At 68.4% G+C, this 14534-nt stretch carries 15 protein-coding genes; 2 read left to right on the top strand and 13 right to left on the bottom strand.

Annotation, left to right across the window (positions count from 1 at the left end; translation table 11 throughout):
• The 5 genes from MGN01_RS10660 to MGN01_RS10640 form a co-directional block, all read right to left on the bottom strand.
• The coding region (locus tag MGN01_RS10660; protein WP_147046581.1) for an alpha/beta hydrolase at positions 1 to 1160 on the bottom strand (1160 nt) is incomplete at its 3' end.
• Positions 1161 to 1687: 527 nt separating this feature from the next.
• Positions 1688 to 2095 (bottom strand): response regulator, encoded by a 408-nt coding sequence (locus MGN01_RS10655; RefSeq protein WP_147046580.1) that lies wholly within the window; start codon positions 2093 to 2095, stop codon positions 1688 to 1690.
• Between the two features lie 177 nt (positions 2096 to 2272).
• Positions 2273 to 3163, bottom strand: a complete 891-nt coding sequence (locus MGN01_RS10650; RefSeq protein WP_147046579.1) for a dienelactone hydrolase family protein — start codon at positions 3161 to 3163, stop codon at positions 2273 to 2275.
• Between the two features lie 158 nt (positions 3164 to 3321).
• Positions 3322 to 3765: a hypothetical protein gene (locus MGN01_RS10645; RefSeq protein ID WP_238258468.1), complete on the bottom strand. Its 444-nt coding sequence runs from the start codon at positions 3763 to 3765 to the stop codon at positions 3322 to 3324.
• Between the two features lie 114 nt (positions 3766 to 3879).
• Entirely contained in the window at positions 3880 to 4134 is a 255-nt protein-coding gene (locus MGN01_RS10640; protein ID WP_147046599.1) for a hypothetical protein, read from the bottom strand.
• Between the two features lie 116 nt (positions 4135 to 4250).
• Here MGN01_RS10640 and MGN01_RS23530 point away from each other — a divergent pair, with 116 nt between their 5' ends.
• Entirely contained in the window at positions 4251 to 4409 is a 159-nt protein-coding gene (locus tag MGN01_RS23530) for a hypothetical protein (protein WP_170245928.1), read from the top strand.
• Positions 4410 to 4483: 74 nt separating this feature from the next.
• Here MGN01_RS23530 and MGN01_RS10635 read toward each other — a convergent pair whose 3' ends face one another.
• The 3 genes from MGN01_RS10635 to MGN01_RS10625 form a co-directional block, all read right to left on the bottom strand.
• Positions 4484 to 4993, bottom strand: a complete 510-nt coding sequence (locus MGN01_RS10635) for a phasin family protein (protein ID WP_238258470.1) — start codon at positions 4991 to 4993, stop codon at positions 4484 to 4486.
• 312 nt (positions 4994 to 5305) lie between these two features.
• Complete coding sequence (mutL, locus tag MGN01_RS10630) at positions 5306 to 7213, bottom strand: DNA mismatch repair endonuclease MutL (protein WP_147046578.1); 1908 nt, start codon at positions 7211 to 7213, stop codon at positions 5306 to 5308.
• Positions 7214 to 7260: 47 nt separating this feature from the next.
• Positions 7261 to 7875, bottom strand: a complete 615-nt coding sequence (locus MGN01_RS10625; RefSeq protein WP_147046597.1) for a sigma-70 family RNA polymerase sigma factor — start codon at positions 7873 to 7875, stop codon at positions 7261 to 7263.
• A 361-nt stretch (positions 7876 to 8236) separates the two neighbouring features.
• On the opposite strand from MGN01_RS10625, the gene MGN01_RS10620 reads away from it, so the two are divergent.
• Positions 8237 to 9964, top strand: a complete 1728-nt coding sequence (locus MGN01_RS10620) for an outer membrane beta-barrel protein (protein WP_306437189.1) — start codon at positions 8237 to 8239, stop codon at positions 9962 to 9964.
• Between the two features lie 103 nt (positions 9965 to 10067).
• On the opposite strand, the gene MGN01_RS10615 is transcribed toward MGN01_RS10620, so the two are convergent.
• From MGN01_RS10615 to sdhC, 5 genes are all read right to left on the bottom strand, one after another.
• Positions 10068 to 10634: an AprI/Inh family metalloprotease inhibitor gene (locus tag MGN01_RS10615; protein ID WP_147046576.1), complete on the bottom strand. Its 567-nt coding sequence runs from the start codon at positions 10632 to 10634 to the stop codon at positions 10068 to 10070.
• A 246-nt stretch (positions 10635 to 10880) separates the two neighbouring features.
• Positions 10881 to 11705 carry a succinate dehydrogenase iron-sulfur subunit gene (locus tag MGN01_RS10610; RefSeq protein ID WP_147046575.1) on the bottom strand — a complete coding sequence of 275 codons (825 nt, stop codon included), beginning with the start codon at positions 11703 to 11705 and terminating at the stop codon, positions 10881 to 10883.
• Positions 11706 to 11771: 66 nt separating this feature from the next.
• The gene (gene sdhA, locus MGN01_RS10605) at positions 11772 to 13592 is read right to left on the bottom strand and encodes a succinate dehydrogenase flavoprotein subunit (protein ID WP_147046574.1); all 1821 of its coding nucleotides are present in this window, start codon (positions 13590 to 13592) and stop codon (positions 11772 to 11774) included.
• A 25-nt stretch (positions 13593 to 13617) separates the two neighbouring features.
• Entirely contained in the window at positions 13618 to 14037 is a 420-nt protein-coding gene (gene sdhD, locus MGN01_RS10600; RefSeq protein WP_147046573.1) for a succinate dehydrogenase, hydrophobic membrane anchor protein, read from the bottom strand.
• Between the two features lie 9 nt (positions 14038 to 14046).
• Positions 14047 to 14448, bottom strand: coding sequence for a succinate dehydrogenase, cytochrome b556 subunit (gene sdhC, locus MGN01_RS10595; RefSeq protein WP_147046572.1), 402 nt, complete (start codon positions 14446 to 14448; stop codon positions 14047 to 14049).
• Between the last annotated feature and the right edge of the window lie 86 nt (positions 14449 to 14534).

The following is a 14534-nucleotide window of genomic DNA, read 5'->3' as shown; positions in this document are numbered from 1 at the left end:
CCCGCCGCAGCGGCGGGCGGCTCTGCCGCGGGTGCGGCGACGGGCGCCGGCGGGGCCAGCTTGGGCACATCGACGCCGAGTCGCTTCACCGGCCAGCCATCGGCCCAGCGCCCCATGTCGCTGAAGCTCGGATCGGCCTTGAGCTTGGCGGCATCCTTGCCGGCAAAGGCGGCAGCGGCGGCCATGTCGAAGGTGCGCCAATAGGCGAGGTAGTCCAGCGCATCGGCGCGGGCATTGTTGATCTGCTGGACCAGCGTCGACTGCTCGCCGGTCAGCGTCACGTCCGGCGTCCACTTGAACGGTGCGGGCTTGGCATCCTTCGGCTCGGGCGCGACGGTGATCGCGGTGCCGTCATAGGCGGCGTCGATCCCTGCAGGTGAGGACAGGGTCGCGGTCATGGCCGGGAAGCCGTGATCGTCCGAGAGGGCGCGCACCAGGAGCTTGCGGTCGGGCGCCACGGCGGTGGCCTCGCGCAGGATGCGCTTCGCGGCCAGATCGGCAGCACGGGCGTCCTTGTCGCCGGTGACCGCCACAAGCAACGTGTCGCCGGCAATGCCCTCGAGATCGGCGAGCGGGATGCCCCGGGACTTGGCGTCGCGTGCGATGCCGCCGGGCATGATGAAGTAGATGAGCCGCGCCGCTGGCAGGCCCCGTGCCTGCGCACCCGCCGCGACGTTGGCCGCGAGCGGCGCCCCGGCGAGGTGACCGATCAGCGCCAGACGCTTGGTATCGGGCCGGGCATCCGGGTCGGCGGCGAGCGCGTCGAGGGCTGCCTTCAACAAGCTGCCGGCCTTCTCGGTGGCGTCGGCCGGCCGGCTTTTGTTGAGTTCCTGGAACCGGGGATACAGCACCAGCCAGCCATTGCGGGCGAGGTGGTCGATCCAACCGCCATAGGCACGCGGGTTGGTGGCGCCCCAGGCGTGGAGCAGCACAGCTACGGGACGGCCGTCAGCGGGAGCCGCGCCGGATTTGTAGAAGGCATAGGTCGAGGCATTCGCCGTACCGATGCCGCGCTTGACGATCGTCGCGGCCCGGTCGCCGATCCCGCCGGGGCCGTCTTGCGGCTGCGTCGGGGGCGCCGCGGCCAGGACGGGTGCGCACAGGCCGAGAGCGACGAGAAGGCTCGCGGCTGCGGGGCGGAGGCGGAAGGTCGGTCGCATCAGGAATCGGTGTTTGCAGGTCTCGGCCAAGTTCGGCGCGCCCTGCATATCAGATTTGGGCCTTCAGGCGACGCCCGATCGCCGGGATTCTACGCAACTTCCGCTAGTCGCACCTGCCTCCGTCCAGCTGGTTCGCATCGATCATCGCCGCGAGATCGGAGAGGTGGCGCGGCATGTCGGAGTCGAGTACGTCATCGTAGAAACAGCGAAGGTCATCTCCGATCCTGCCCAGTAGAGATCCATCTGACGGCTCGGTTAACGAGCCAGGATCGACTGAGAATTGTGCTGCATAGTTGTCCGAGGCTGATTTCATTGGGCACCGGCTGCTCGATCTCCTGGGGAAAGGCGAGAATGTGCAAGCAGTCCAACGGCTCTATTGCTGGATGTTTCCCGGAGCGGGCCCAAGTTTTTTTCTGAATTTCATAATGATTGCGGTCCTTCGCGGGATCGAAGGTCCGCCTCATGCACGGGCAGCCGACCCGGTCACGCCTCGCAGCCCGGTTGCACCGAGGACGGGCGCGGGGCTCCTACTCCTCGGCAGCGCCGCCGTGATGCCGCGCGGCCTCCTCGAGCCATTCCAGGATCTCGGGGGCTCGCCATGGCTTGGGAATGAAGGTTGCCGAGATGCGCAGGTCGCTCGGCTGATCGCTGGCATCGCCCGAGGTCAGCAGGATGCGGATGCGCGGCCAAGTCACGCCGATGATACGGGCCAGCTCGAATCCGCCGATCGTGCCCGGGGTACGGACGTCGGAGAACACCACGGCAACGTCCTCGCCGCGATCGTTGAGGATCGCGAGCGCGCGTTCGGCGGTCTCGGCCTCGATCACCTCGAAACCGGTCTCCTCGAGCATCTCGGATGCGAGGAAGCGTTCGTCGGGCTCGTCCTCAACGACGAGGATGACGGGCTTCTTGCCCGCCGGTCGCACGTCACTCATCACCTGACTCACGGCCGTAATCACCCACTCGCGCCGAGTACACAGTCAATCGCCGCATCGCGATGACATTCGACGCGCTGCAACGATAGTTGCCTGCTGCCTCACGTCTGTACCGCGCGGGCAACAACGCTGGAATTATTCAGATGGTCGCCAGCAAATGACTGAGATGTCGCGCCTTCAGGCAACTCCGTGCTGTTTGAGAAACGCCAGCGCGCGCCGCCATCCGTCTTCAGCCGCGTCCTTGCGGTAGCTCGGCCGGTAATCCGCGTGGAAACCGTGCGGCGCCTCCGGATAGACGATGAGCTCGACACTTTTGCCGGCGGCCCGCGCCTTGTCCCGGGCTTCCTCCACGCTCGCGATGGGGATGCTGGAATCGGCGCCGCCATAGAGTGCCAGCAGCGGCGCGTGGATCTCCCCCGCCATATCCCCGGCGGTTCGGGGCTGGATCGCGCTGCGCTCGCCGCCGAGCGGGCCGTACCAGGCGATGGCTGCCTTCAGGTCGGTGCGGTGGGCATCGTAGAGCCAGACGGCGCGGCCGCCCCGGCACCAGCCCATCACGCCGAGGCGCGCGAGGTCGCCTTTCGCGGCCGAGGCCGCCCAGGCCGCGGCGGCATCGAGATCGGCGATCCACTCCCCGTCCGGCGTCTTCGAGATCACCTCGCTGATGATCGTCTTCACGTCGGTCATGGTCGAAAGGTCGCCCTGCCGGGCGTAGAGCTCGGGCGCCACCGCGCAGTAGCCGGCCTTGGCGAGCCGCCGGCAGATGTCCTTGATGTAGTCGTGGACGCCGAAGATCTCCTCGATCACCAGCACGATCGGGAACGGCCCCTCGCCTCGCGGCACGGCGCGATAGCCCGGCATCGGGCCGTCGGCCGCCGGGATCTTGACCTCGCCGGCCTCGATGCCCTCGGCATCAGTGGTGATTGCCTGCGCCTCGACCCGCGCCGTCGCCAGAGTCAGGCCGGTGATCAGGCTCGTCATCACGAAACCCCGCCGCGAGAGCGGCCTGGGATCGAGCCCTTCAGGTCCACCGAGAGTGGTGCCGCGCGCGTCGTCCGGGATGCTCATGGTGCCTCCGTATCTGCCTGGACAGGCCAACACGGTGGCGGGGGCGCAGGTCAAGCCGATGCGGCGTCACGAAACCGGCACCGCGCCGCTTGCCCCACCCTCTGGCCTCAGGCCAAGGGGAAGTAGGACTCGGGCGGCGTTTCCTTCCAGCGAGCCCGTTAGGCGCTCGCCCCGACCGGCACGCGCTCGCCAGCGCGGTCGCGGACGGGCTGACGCGGTGCAGGCTTGGCCTCGGCCGGGCGCTTGCGCGCCGCGGATTTCGGTCGCAGCACTTCGCCCAGAGCCACGAAGCCGTCGCGGCCGCCGAGCGCGGGCCTCAGCCCGAAGCCGACCGCGAAGGAGCGCGACAAGGCCTCGTCGGCCGCGAGGCCGAACCGGTCGAGCGCGGCGAGGAAGACCTCACGAAAGAGGTGCGGCGTGCACCAGCTCTTCTCGGCGAGCTGCAGCGGCCAAGCCCAGAGTCCGTCGCTGCGCCGGGCGGCCAACGCTTCGCGCTCGATGAAATAGCCGGTGGCGCGGTGCTCAAGCCCCTCGGGCAGCAACTGCCAATCGTCGTTCGCGAACAGGACGCCGCCATGGGCGTCCATGCAGAGGTCGGTCATCCGGCGGCCCTCCTGATGGCGCCCTGCAAATCGGCGCCTGCGGAACATAGAAGGAACATTCTATCGGATGACTTGGCAGGTCAAGCCCTTCGTTCACGCTGCGTTCCGGGCGCCTCAACCGCCACTGAGGCTCTCCGCGAAGTCGTCCGGGATCTCCCCGAACTGCGCCAGGATGGTTGCACTCTCAAGTTCGCCGGTCTCGTCGTCGGCGACCACCTTGAGGGCTGCGGTGCCGGGCAGGCGCGCGGCCATGGCCTCGGCCTTCTTCAGGGCCCCGCTTTCGGTCGGAGTCACCTCACGGTCGCCCGGCTGCAGCCGCTTGCGCTTCAGCACGAAGGTCTGAACCAGGAACGTCGTCTTCATGGCCATCGCCGTCTCGTCCCGCTTGTCCCCATGCCGCTGCATTCCGGCCGCTCGGTAAGCTCCTGCTAAGGCTTCCCAGCCAGCCTGTCGCCTCGATCCACCAGCGTCGATGGAACGCAGCCTTGAACCTGGTTCTCGGATTCCTCTCCCTCACCGTCGCGACCACGCTCGCCACTGGAGCAGCGGCGGTGCTGTGGGCGCGTTTTGTCGGCCGAGGCCTGGAGGAGCAGGATGCCACCGAGCAGGTCCATCCTGCTGGGCTCGATATCAGGACCCGGTGAGCCGCAACGGGACGCTGCACCGAAAGGGCGGCCTCCCCGACCATCCCCTTCGCATTGCCGGCGCCGCGTCCGCCTCAGTTCGGGCGCGTGCCGGCCTGAGCAACCGGCTTGTTCTCGCTGGAGAAGATTTGGCCGGCCTCTTCCGCGTGCTTCAGCGAGGTCTCGGCGATGCCTTTGCCGTCCTTGACGAGGTCTTCGAGGCCCTCACGCACCACCTCGCTCTGGATCGCAGCAAATTCCTGCAGCGTCCTGGCCTGGGCGAGCCGATTGAAGGCGATCAGATTGCGCTGAAACTGCCGCTGCCCGAGTTCGAACCAGTGGCGCGATGCGTCCTGGAAGCCCTGCCCCAGAACTGTGCCGCAGCGGGTGACGGCGTCGAGATTGCGTCGCGACTGCTCGGCGAAGCGCTCGGCATCCTCCTTCGACAGATTGAAGCTGCGGGTGAAGCGCTCCGTCGCGTCGAGCACCTGGCGGGAGACGTTCTGGACATTGTCCTGTGCCATGCGCAGGACGTCCTGACTCTCAGCCGCGGCGCTGCCGGCAGTGTTCTTGAGCCGTACTTCTGTCTGGGTGGCAGCCATCATGATCGTCCTTCCTAAATTCAGAATGAGTTCCCAACGATGCGAGGCTCATCTGGAAGAATATCATCCTGGATAAGTTGCCGAATACGAACTTAGACAGCGTATATCCCGATCGCGCTGTCGCCGACTGAGTTCGGATTGGACGAAATATTTTCAAGTCTCCGGCGTTGTATTCATTTCATCAATTGCTCCGCGTCACCCGATTAGGGTTCATTCACACAGCGGAAGCCGTTGCGAGCGTTGCGCAATAGCCGTCGGTGCGGCGCGGACTGGGCGAAACGAGACCGGGCCGCGGGGCCGTGGCCGAACCGACGGTCACCGGCGGCCGAACAAGCGCTCTATGTCGGAGAGCTTCAGCGTCACGAAGGTCGGGCGGCCGTGGTTGCACTGGCCGGAATTCTCCGTGTTCTCCATCTCGCGGAGCAGCGCGTTCATTTCCTCGGGCCGCAGCCGGCGCCCGGCGCGGATCGAGCCGTGGCAACTCATGCGCGAGAGAATGGCGTCGAGGCGGCGTGAGAGAGGATCGCCGGACCCGCCCGGGGCGCCCTCCTCCACGCCGCTCGCCTCAAGCGCGTCGAGCACGTCCAGAACGAGGTTCCGCACCGAGCCGCCGCTGAGCGCGGACGGGATCGCCCGCACCAGGACGGCGCCCGGTCCGAAGGCCTCGAGCGAGAGGCCGAGCCTGTCGAGATCGTCGGCTGCCGCGATCAGCCGGTCGGCCTCGGCCGGAGCCATCTCGACGACGTCCGGAATCAGCAGGCCCTGGCGCGCGATGCCGCCCTCCGCGCGCTCGCGCTTCAGCCGCTCGTAGACCAGGCGCTCGTGCGCCGCGTGCTGGTCGACGATGACGATGCCGTCCTCGGTCTGAGCGACGATGTAGGTCTCGTGGAGCTGGGCGCGGGCAGCGCCGAGCGGATGGCCGGAGACGGGCTCGGCGGCCTGCTCTCGCAGGTCGGCACCGGGCGGCGCGAGGTCGGGTGCGAACAGCGCCTGCGGCGCCTCGCCGAAGCCGGACCGTTCCGGCGTTCGGAAGCCCGGTGGCGCGGCGAAGGAGGGTGTCGAAGCCGGGCGGTCGCCCGTCCCGATCGGCCGCGCGAAGGCCGAGTCGCCCGAATGCAGCGTGAACGGCCCTCCCCCGCCTGGCCGCAGGGCATTGAGCGCCTGGGCCGCACCGGTAGTGGCCGAGCGTGCGCCGGCCCGGCGCAGACTCCCGTGGATCGCACTGACGACGAGGGCGCGTACCAGCCCTGGCTCGCGGAAGCGCACCTCGGTCTTGGCGGGGTGCACATTGACGTCGACGAGGTCGGGCGCGCAGGTCAGGGCCAGGGCCAGCACCGGGTGGCGGTCGGCGCTCATCGTGTCCGCATAGGCCCCACGCACCGCGCCGAGCAGGAGCCGGTCGCGCACCGGGCGTCCGTTGACGGAGAAATGCACGTGGCTCGCCGCGCCGCGGTGGAAGGTCGGCAGGCCGATATGGCCTTCGAGCGCAAATCCCTCGCGGGCCAGCGACAGCGGCACGGCGTTGGGCGGAAAGTCCGGCCCCAGCACAGCGCCGAGCCGGCGCAGATGTGCGGCCGGTCCCGGCTCGCTCTCGGCGGGGAACACCGTGGGGCTGCCGCTCTCGGTGCGCAGCGTGAAGCGGATAGAGGGCTGCGCCACCGCGAGGCGGCGCAGGATCTCGGAGATCGCCGCGGTCTCGGCCCGGTCAGATTTCAGGAATTTGAGCCGGGCGGGCGTGGCGGCGAACAGGTCGGTGACCTCGATCCGAGTGCCGCGCGGGCCGGGCGCGGGGCGTAAACGTCCCTTGATCCCGGCCTCGACCACAAGGCTGGTGCCCTCGCCGTCACCTGCCCGGCGCGAGGTGATGGCGAGCCGGGCTACCGCGCCGATCGAGGGCAGGGCCTCGCCGCGAAAGCCGAGGGAGACGATGCGGCCGAGATCGCCGTCGGGCAGCTTCGAGGTGGCGTGGCGCTCCACCGCGAGTTCCAGATCCTCCGGCCCCATGCCGTGGCCGTCGTCGATCACCCGGATCAGGCGGCGGCCGCCGGCCTGGATGGCCACCTCGATGCTCGTCGCGCCGGCATCGATGGCGTTCTCGACGAGTTCCTTGACCACGGAGGCCGGCCGCTCGACCACCTCGCCCGCCGCGATGCGGTCGACGAGGATCGAGTCGAGGCGGCGCACCGAGGCGCGCGGAGGCAACAGGTCGACGGGGGCGGACATGCGGGGACGCTAACCGCGATGCAGAACCGGCTCAATGGTGGCGCAGGTCAGGCAGCTGCGTCATCCAAGGCGTCGCGGCGCTCGCCGAGCAGAGCGGCGAGCTGCGTGCGGGCCCGGCTGACCCGGCTCTTCACCGTGCCGACCCGGCAGGCGAGGATCTCGGCCGCCTCCTCGTAGGTGAAGCCCTCGGCGCCAACGAGGAGCAGGGCGTCGCGCTGCGTCGCCGGCAAGTGCTCCAGCGTCTCGTAGAGGCTCCGCAGGGCGACGGCATCGTCCTGGCCAGCAAGCGCGGTCAGTCCAGCTGCGTGGACGCCGTCGGCATCCTCGACCTCGCGCTTGCGCTTGCGGATCTCGGAGTAGAACAGGTTGCGCTGGATGGTGAACAGCCAAGCGATCAGCCGAGTGCCCGGCTCGAAGCGGTGGTGGTTGGTCCAGGCGCGCAGCATCGTCTCCTGGACAAGGTCGTCGGCTCGGGTCGCGTCACCCGTCAGCGACAGGGCGAAGGTGCGTAGCGCCGGCAGGGCCTGCATCAGTCCGTCGCGGAACTCGGCCGTGACCGACTCGCCGCGTGCGTTGAGTGCACTCTCGAAGGCCGTGAGCAGGCGCGACAGCCGGCCGGGCATCCGGTCCCCGGGCAGCTCGAAATAGTCGCGCAGCGGCATTCTGAGATGGTCGCGGATCGAGGCCGGGGTTGCCGCCTCGGGCGGGGCTGTTTCGACGATGTCAAGCGGTGCTGTCACGATCGGAAAAGGCCCTTGCTTTCATGCCATTCCCAAAAGTGAATGCGCCTAACATTATGAGCGGGTGATGAACGCAAGGCCTGCCCCCGCCACGGTGTTGACCCCCCATTAACCACGTTCGGTTTAGCTCCGTTAACCACGGCTCGCCCGGGGCGGGCCGCGGCATGCGCCGGGGGCTCGACCCAACGGCGCATGCTGCCCTGCCCTTTCGAGGACGATGGAGCGACGTCCACCCGTGACAGGCGAGCGGCCCATCGCAGGAGCGGGGAGACGGCGCGCATTCGTGCGGCTGTGCAGCCTGCTTCTCGGCGCGACCGCCTTGAGCGGTGCCCTCGGCGGTGCCGCACGGGCGCAGTCCGCCGACCAGGACGCGACGCCGCCGGCCTTCGAGGCGGGCAACCCGCTCGCCAGAATGCGTCCCTCCGACCGTTTCGGCCTCGATACCGGACAGACCGGCCTGCCAACTCTGCGCGGTGTTGCCGGCAGCGGCAATGCCCTCGCAGGCAATCCGACCTCGGGCGATGCGGGTGATGCCAGCGACAGCGTCGCGCGGCTGCCGCGCTTCCGCTCCGCCGCTCCACCAGTCTCGGGCATCACGGGAGCGCGGGGTGCCGCCGCACCCGCCAGCCTGCTGCGCCAGCGGGCTGCGCCGCCGCGCCGCTTCGGCGTTCCGACGCGCGTCCTGACCCGCGCGCGCACCCAGGACTTCGTCACCGACCTGCGCCTAACTCCGGTGATCCAGACGCCAGTTTCCGGCCTGCCTCTGCCGGCCGCCGTGCCGCTGCCGACCGCGATTCCCCTGCTTGGCCTGAGCAATCCCGGTCGGTTGCTGCTCGCTGCACCCGGCCTGCGTCAGCCGGGCGAGGCCGATCCAGCCTATGCGCCGCTCGGGATCAAGCTCGGCACCATGACCTTCCTGCCGGCCTTCACACAGAGCGTCGGATACGACACCAATCCCGACCAGACCACCACGCGCGCGGCCAAGGGATCGGTGGCCCTGCGCAGCGACGCCGAGCTCCTATTTCGCAGCGACTGGTCGTCGAGCGAACTCTCGGGCGAGCTGCGCGGCGGCTACAGCGACTATCCCGACAACCAGATGGCGAACCGGCCGAACGCCTCAGGCGTCACGCGCATGCGCATCGACGTGAATCGCGATACCCGCGTCGACCTCGAGACCCGCTTCCTGCTCGACACGCAGCGCACCGGCAGCCCGGATCTCGGCGCAGCGGCAACCAGCCGCCCGATCTTCGCGACCTACGGCGCCTCGGCCGGCGTCACCGAGAACTTCAACCGCATCCAGGTGACCTTGCGCGGCGCGATCGACCGCCAGGTCTTCGACGACGCGCGGCTCGCCGACGGTACCCCGCTGATTCAGAGCGACCGCAACGCCAACCAGTACAGCGTGCGCCTACGCGCGGGCTATGAGATCTCGCCGGTGATCACGCCCTTCGTCGAGACGCTGCTCGATACCCGCATCTACGATACGCCCGTGGACCAGCAGGGTTTCCGCCGGGATTCGGACGGCATCGGCTTCACCGCCGGCGCCACGGTCAATCTGACGCGCTTCGTCTCGGCGGAGGTCTCGGCAGGCCTGCAGCGCCGCGACTACGTCGACCCGAAGCTGCGCGCGATCACGGCCCCGATCCTCAACGCCGCCCTGATCTGGCAGGCGAGTCCGCTCACGACCGTGCGCATAAGTCAGCAGACCGGCGTGATCGAGACCTCGGTCGCGGGCTCCAGCGGTGTGTTCACCGATGCCGCAACCCTCGAAGTGCAGCACGACCTTCTGCGCAATCTCTCGATCACGGTGGGCGGCGGTTATCTCAGCAGCGACTACCAGGGCGTGCAGATCAAGGAGCGTGGCTTCTCGGCATTGGCGAGGGTCGACTACCGCTTCAACCGCTGGCTGACCCTGCGCGGCAGCTACGTCTACCAGCAGATCACCAGCACCGACCCGACGTCGAGCTTCAGCGACAACATCTTCCTGCTCGGCATGCGCATCAACCCGTGAGGGCGTCGCCTATCGGCGGCGGACCCGGCGCGTGGCGCTGCATGCACCCTCACCGGTCATTCCGGGCCCTGCAGCGCGGTCCCGGAATGGCAAGCGGAGGACATCAGCGCGCCAGCGAGAGCGGTGCGCCGGACTTCGAGAGGGCACCGTCCAGCGTGCCGCCGGCCTGTTTCAGGCGGGCGGCGACGGTGCCGCCGGACTGGTAGAGGTAGACCTCCCCGTCGCGAAAGTCCCAGGCGGAGACCTTGGCGAGATCCTTATTGGCGCAGCCCGAGGTGGTCGCCCGGTAGAGGTCGAGCGTCGGGGAACTCGTCAGCGAGACGCGGCAGGTGCCGCTGGCGTCGGTGGCGGTCCAGCCGCCGACGACCGAGGAGCGGCCGGTGGCGACGACCGGCGGCGGTGCCGGCGGGGTGACGGGCTCGGCGACCACCGGTGGCGCTGCCGAGGCCACGATGCCGCTTCCCAGGGGAGGCGCTTCGGCGGTGGCGCCGGGCGGCGGCGCAAGGGGGGCGCTCGTGACTGCGCCCGAGGGCGCGGCGGCGTAGGGTTCGGGTGGAAGCTGCGCGCGCGGCGCCTGGCGGGACGGGCCATCGAAGCGGCTCGTGCCGCAGGCGCCGAGCCCCCAGGCGAGTGCGAGGAGAGCGACAGTCGACAGGAGCTGACGCGGCATCGTTACACGATCCCCATTACGGCCGAGATTGGACCGTTGCGTCGCCGTCAATTGCGATTGCCGCAAGGCAACTGGCCGGACCCCTCCTGTGAAAAGCCGGGAACTGCCGTGTTTTCGATCCGGTGTGGCCGGTCAGCCGCAGTGCGGTCGCTGCTGGTCGGCCCGACCGCTAGCAGGCGCGAACGCGCATCACCGCTTGCGCGGGGGGGGCGGCCCCCGATGCATGCCATCGAAGGCCGATCTCGATCAGACGGCCCGCTCAACCATCATCTTCTTGATCTCGGCGATCGCCTTGGCCGGGTTCAGGTTCTTCGGGCAGGTATTGGCGCAGTTCATGATCGTGTGGCAGCGATAGAGCCGGAACGGGTCGTGCAGCCCGTCGAGGCGCTCGCCGGTGTTCTCGTCGCGGCTGTCGATCAGCCAGCGATAGGCCTGGAGTAGCGCTGCTGGCCCGAGGAACTTGTCACCGTTCCACCAGTAGCTCGGGCAGGAGGTGGTGCAGCAGGCGCACAGAATGCACTCGTAGAGGCCGTCGAGCTTGGTCCGGTCCTCAGGCGTCTGGCGCCACTCCTTCTCGGGCGCGGGTGTCTCGGTCTGGAGCCAGGGCTCGATGGCGGCGTGCTGGGCGTAGAAGTTGGTGAGGTCGGGCACGAGGTCCTTGATCACCGGCATGTGCGGCAGCGGGTAGATCCGCACCGCGCCGTCCTTGTCCCTGCGGGTCAGCAACGGCAGGGCGTTGTCGGGGCTCTTGCACTCGTCGATGCCGATGGTGCAGGCGAGCGCGTTCTGGCCCTCGATGTTCATGGCGCAGGAGCCGCAGATGCCCTCGCGGCAGGAGCGGCGGAAGACCAGTGTCGGGTCGACCTTGTTCTTGATCCAGAGCAGGGCGTCGAGGACCATCGGGCCGCAATCGTCGCGGTCGACATGATAGGTATCGATGCGCGGGTTCTGCCCGTCATCCGGGTTCCAGCGGTAGATCCGGAAGACCTGGAGGTTCTTGGCGCCCGCGGGCGCCGCCCAGGTCCTGCCTTCGCGAATCTGCGAGTTCTTGGGGAGCGTGAACTGGGCCATTGGTCAGTTGGCTTCCATGGAATGGCTATGGTCGAAGTCGTGATGCGTTGTTGAGGGCACGAGCCCTCAGTAAACGCGCGCCTTCGGCTCGATGTACTGGATCTCGTTCGACATCGTGTAGGTGTGCACCGGTCGGTAATCGATCGAGACCTTGCCGGAACCGCCGTCGAGCCAGGCGAGGGTGTGCTTCATCCAGTCCTTGTCGTTGCGGTCGGCGAAGTCCTCGCGGGCATGCGCCCCGCGGGACTCGGTGCGGTTGGCCGCCGATTCCATGGTGACCACGGCCTGGCCGATCAGATTGTCGAATTCGAGCGTCTCGAGCAGGTCGGTGTTCCAGACCAGTGAGCGATCCTGCACGGCGATGTCGGCCGCTCCCTGGAACACCTTGCCGATCAGGCCCCTGCCCTCCTCCAGCACCTCGCCGGTGCGGAAGACGGCACAGTTGTTCTGCATCGTGCGCTGCATCTCATCCCGCAGTCTGGCCGTCGGCGTGCCCCCACTGGCGTTGCGGAAATGGTCGAGGCGGGACAGCGCCTTGTCGGCGGAATCCTTCGGCAGCTCCGGCTGCCGGGCACCCTTCTCGACGATCTCGGCGCAGCGCAGGCCGGCGGCGCGGCCGAACACCACGAGGTCGATCAACGAGTTGGAGCCGAGACGGTTGGCACCGTGCACCGAGACGCAGGCTGCCTCGCCGAGCGCCATCAGGCCGGGGACGATGGTATCCGGATCGCCGTTCTTCAGGGTGAGCACCTCGCCGTGATAGTTCGTGGGGATGCCGCCCATGTTGTAGTGCACCGTCGGGATCACCGGGATCGGCTCCCGGGTGACGTCGACGCCCGCGAAGATCCGCGCGCTCTCCGAGATACCGGGCAGGCGCTCGTGCAGGATTTTCGGGTCGAGGTGGTCGAGGTGCAGGTAGATGTGGTCTTTGTTCTTGCCGACGCCACGGCCCTCGCGAATCTCCATGGTCATGGAGCGCGAGACCACATCGCGCGAGGCGAGGTCTTTCGCTGACGGCGCGTAACGCTCCATGAAGCGCTCGCCCTCGGAATTGGTGAGGTAGCCGCCTTCGCCGCGTGAGCCCTCGGTGATGAGGCAGCCGGCGCCGTAGATGCCGGTTGGGTGGAACTGCACGAACTCCATGTCCTGCAGCGGCAGGCCGGCGCGCAGCACCATGGCGTTGCCGTCGCCGGTGCAGGTATGGGCCGAGGTGGCGGAGAAATAGGCGCGGCCGTAGCCGCCGGTGGCGAGCACCGTGGTCTGGGCGCGGAAGCGATGGATCTCGCCTGTGGCCTGGTCCAGCGCGATGACGCCGCGGCAGCGGCCGTCATCATCCATGATCAGGTCCAGGGCGAAGTACTCGATGAAGAACTCCGTCGAGTTCTTCACGGCTTGCCCGTAGAGGGTGTGCAGCATGGCGTGACCGGTGCGGTCGGCCGCAGCGCAGGTGCGCTGGGCGGTGCCCTTGCCGTAATCGGTGGTCATGCCGCCGAAGGGCCGCTGGTAGATTTTTCCTTCCTCGGTCCTGGAGAACGGGACGCCCCAGTGCTCCAACTCGTAGACCGCGGCCGGTGCGTTGCGGACGAGGTACTCGATGGCGTCCTGGTCGCCGAGCCAGTCCGACCCCTTCACGGTGTCGTACATGTGCCAGCGCCAGTCGTCCGGACCCATATTGCCGAGGGACGCCGAGATGCCGCCCTGTGCTGCCACCGTGTGCGAACGCGTCGGAAACACCTTGGTGATGCAGGCGGTGCGCAGCCCCGCTTGGCTGCAGCCGACCGTGGCGCGAAGCCCCGCGCCGCCGGCGCCGACGATCACGACATCGAAGGTGTGGTCGATGATGGGGTAGGCGGGCGCGCCGCTGCCGTTCGTTCCGTTGGAGGCCATGTCTGTTCCTCGGGTGTCTCGCGCGTCAGACCAGGCCGCCCAGCCCCACGCGGACGATCGCGTAGAGGCAGGCGGCAGCGACGACGACGGCGTAGAAGGTGTTGGCGGTGAGCGCCGCGAATTTCAGCCCGGTGTCGTGGACGTAGTCCTCGATCACCACCTGCATGCCGAGTCGCATGTGGATCGTCACCGAGACCACGGCGAGCACCAGCAGGATCGCCACGATCGGCTGGGCGACGAGGGCGACGGCCTCCGGATAGGGGCGGCCCCACATCTTCGCGACGATGACCACGAAGGCGATCATCAAGAGCGCGTTGGAGGCGCCGGTGAGGCGCTGCATCCAGAAATGGTCGGCGCCATGTCCGGAGGCGCCGAGCCCCTTCACGCGGGAGCGGGGCGTGCGGATCGAGAGACGGGCGTCCTGGCGAGGATCGACTTTCGACATGGGATCACCTCAGCGCAAGACGACAGCGAGCAGCCAGATCACGAGCGTGAGCGTGACCGAGCCAATCAGTGTGGCCCGGGCGAGCCCGAGGCGCTTGGGCTTGTCGTAGCCATAGCCCGTGTCCCAGACGAAGTGGCGCAGGCCGCCGAGCATGTGGTGCAGGAGCACCCAGGTGTAGGCGAACAGAATCAGAAGCCCGATCCAGGAGCCGAAGAACCAGGCCACCGCGCCGTAGGCCCGCGGGCCCGAGGCGAGGGCAACCAGCCAGATGGCGACCAGGGCCGTCCCGCCATAGAGCGCAGTGCCGGTGATGCGGTGAAACACCGACATCGCCATGGTCCAGGTCCAGCGGTAGATCTGGAGATGGGGCGAGAGCGGCTGAGCGACGTTTGGGCGGGCTATGGGCGCCATGCGGGGTCCTCGAGATGCCGGGATCTGGAGTCTGTCTAAAGAGAGGGCGTAGTGTCCGCTGCGGCAAGCGGCAATGCGCCGCCGGA

This window comes from Methylobacterium gnaphalii (assembly GCF_007992215.1).
Taxonomy (GTDB): Bacteria; Pseudomonadota; Alphaproteobacteria; order Rhizobiales; family Beijerinckiaceae; genus Methylobacterium; species Methylobacterium gnaphalii.
Note: the sequence above shows the minus strand (reverse complement) of the source record. Positions and strands in the feature narration are given on the sequence as shown.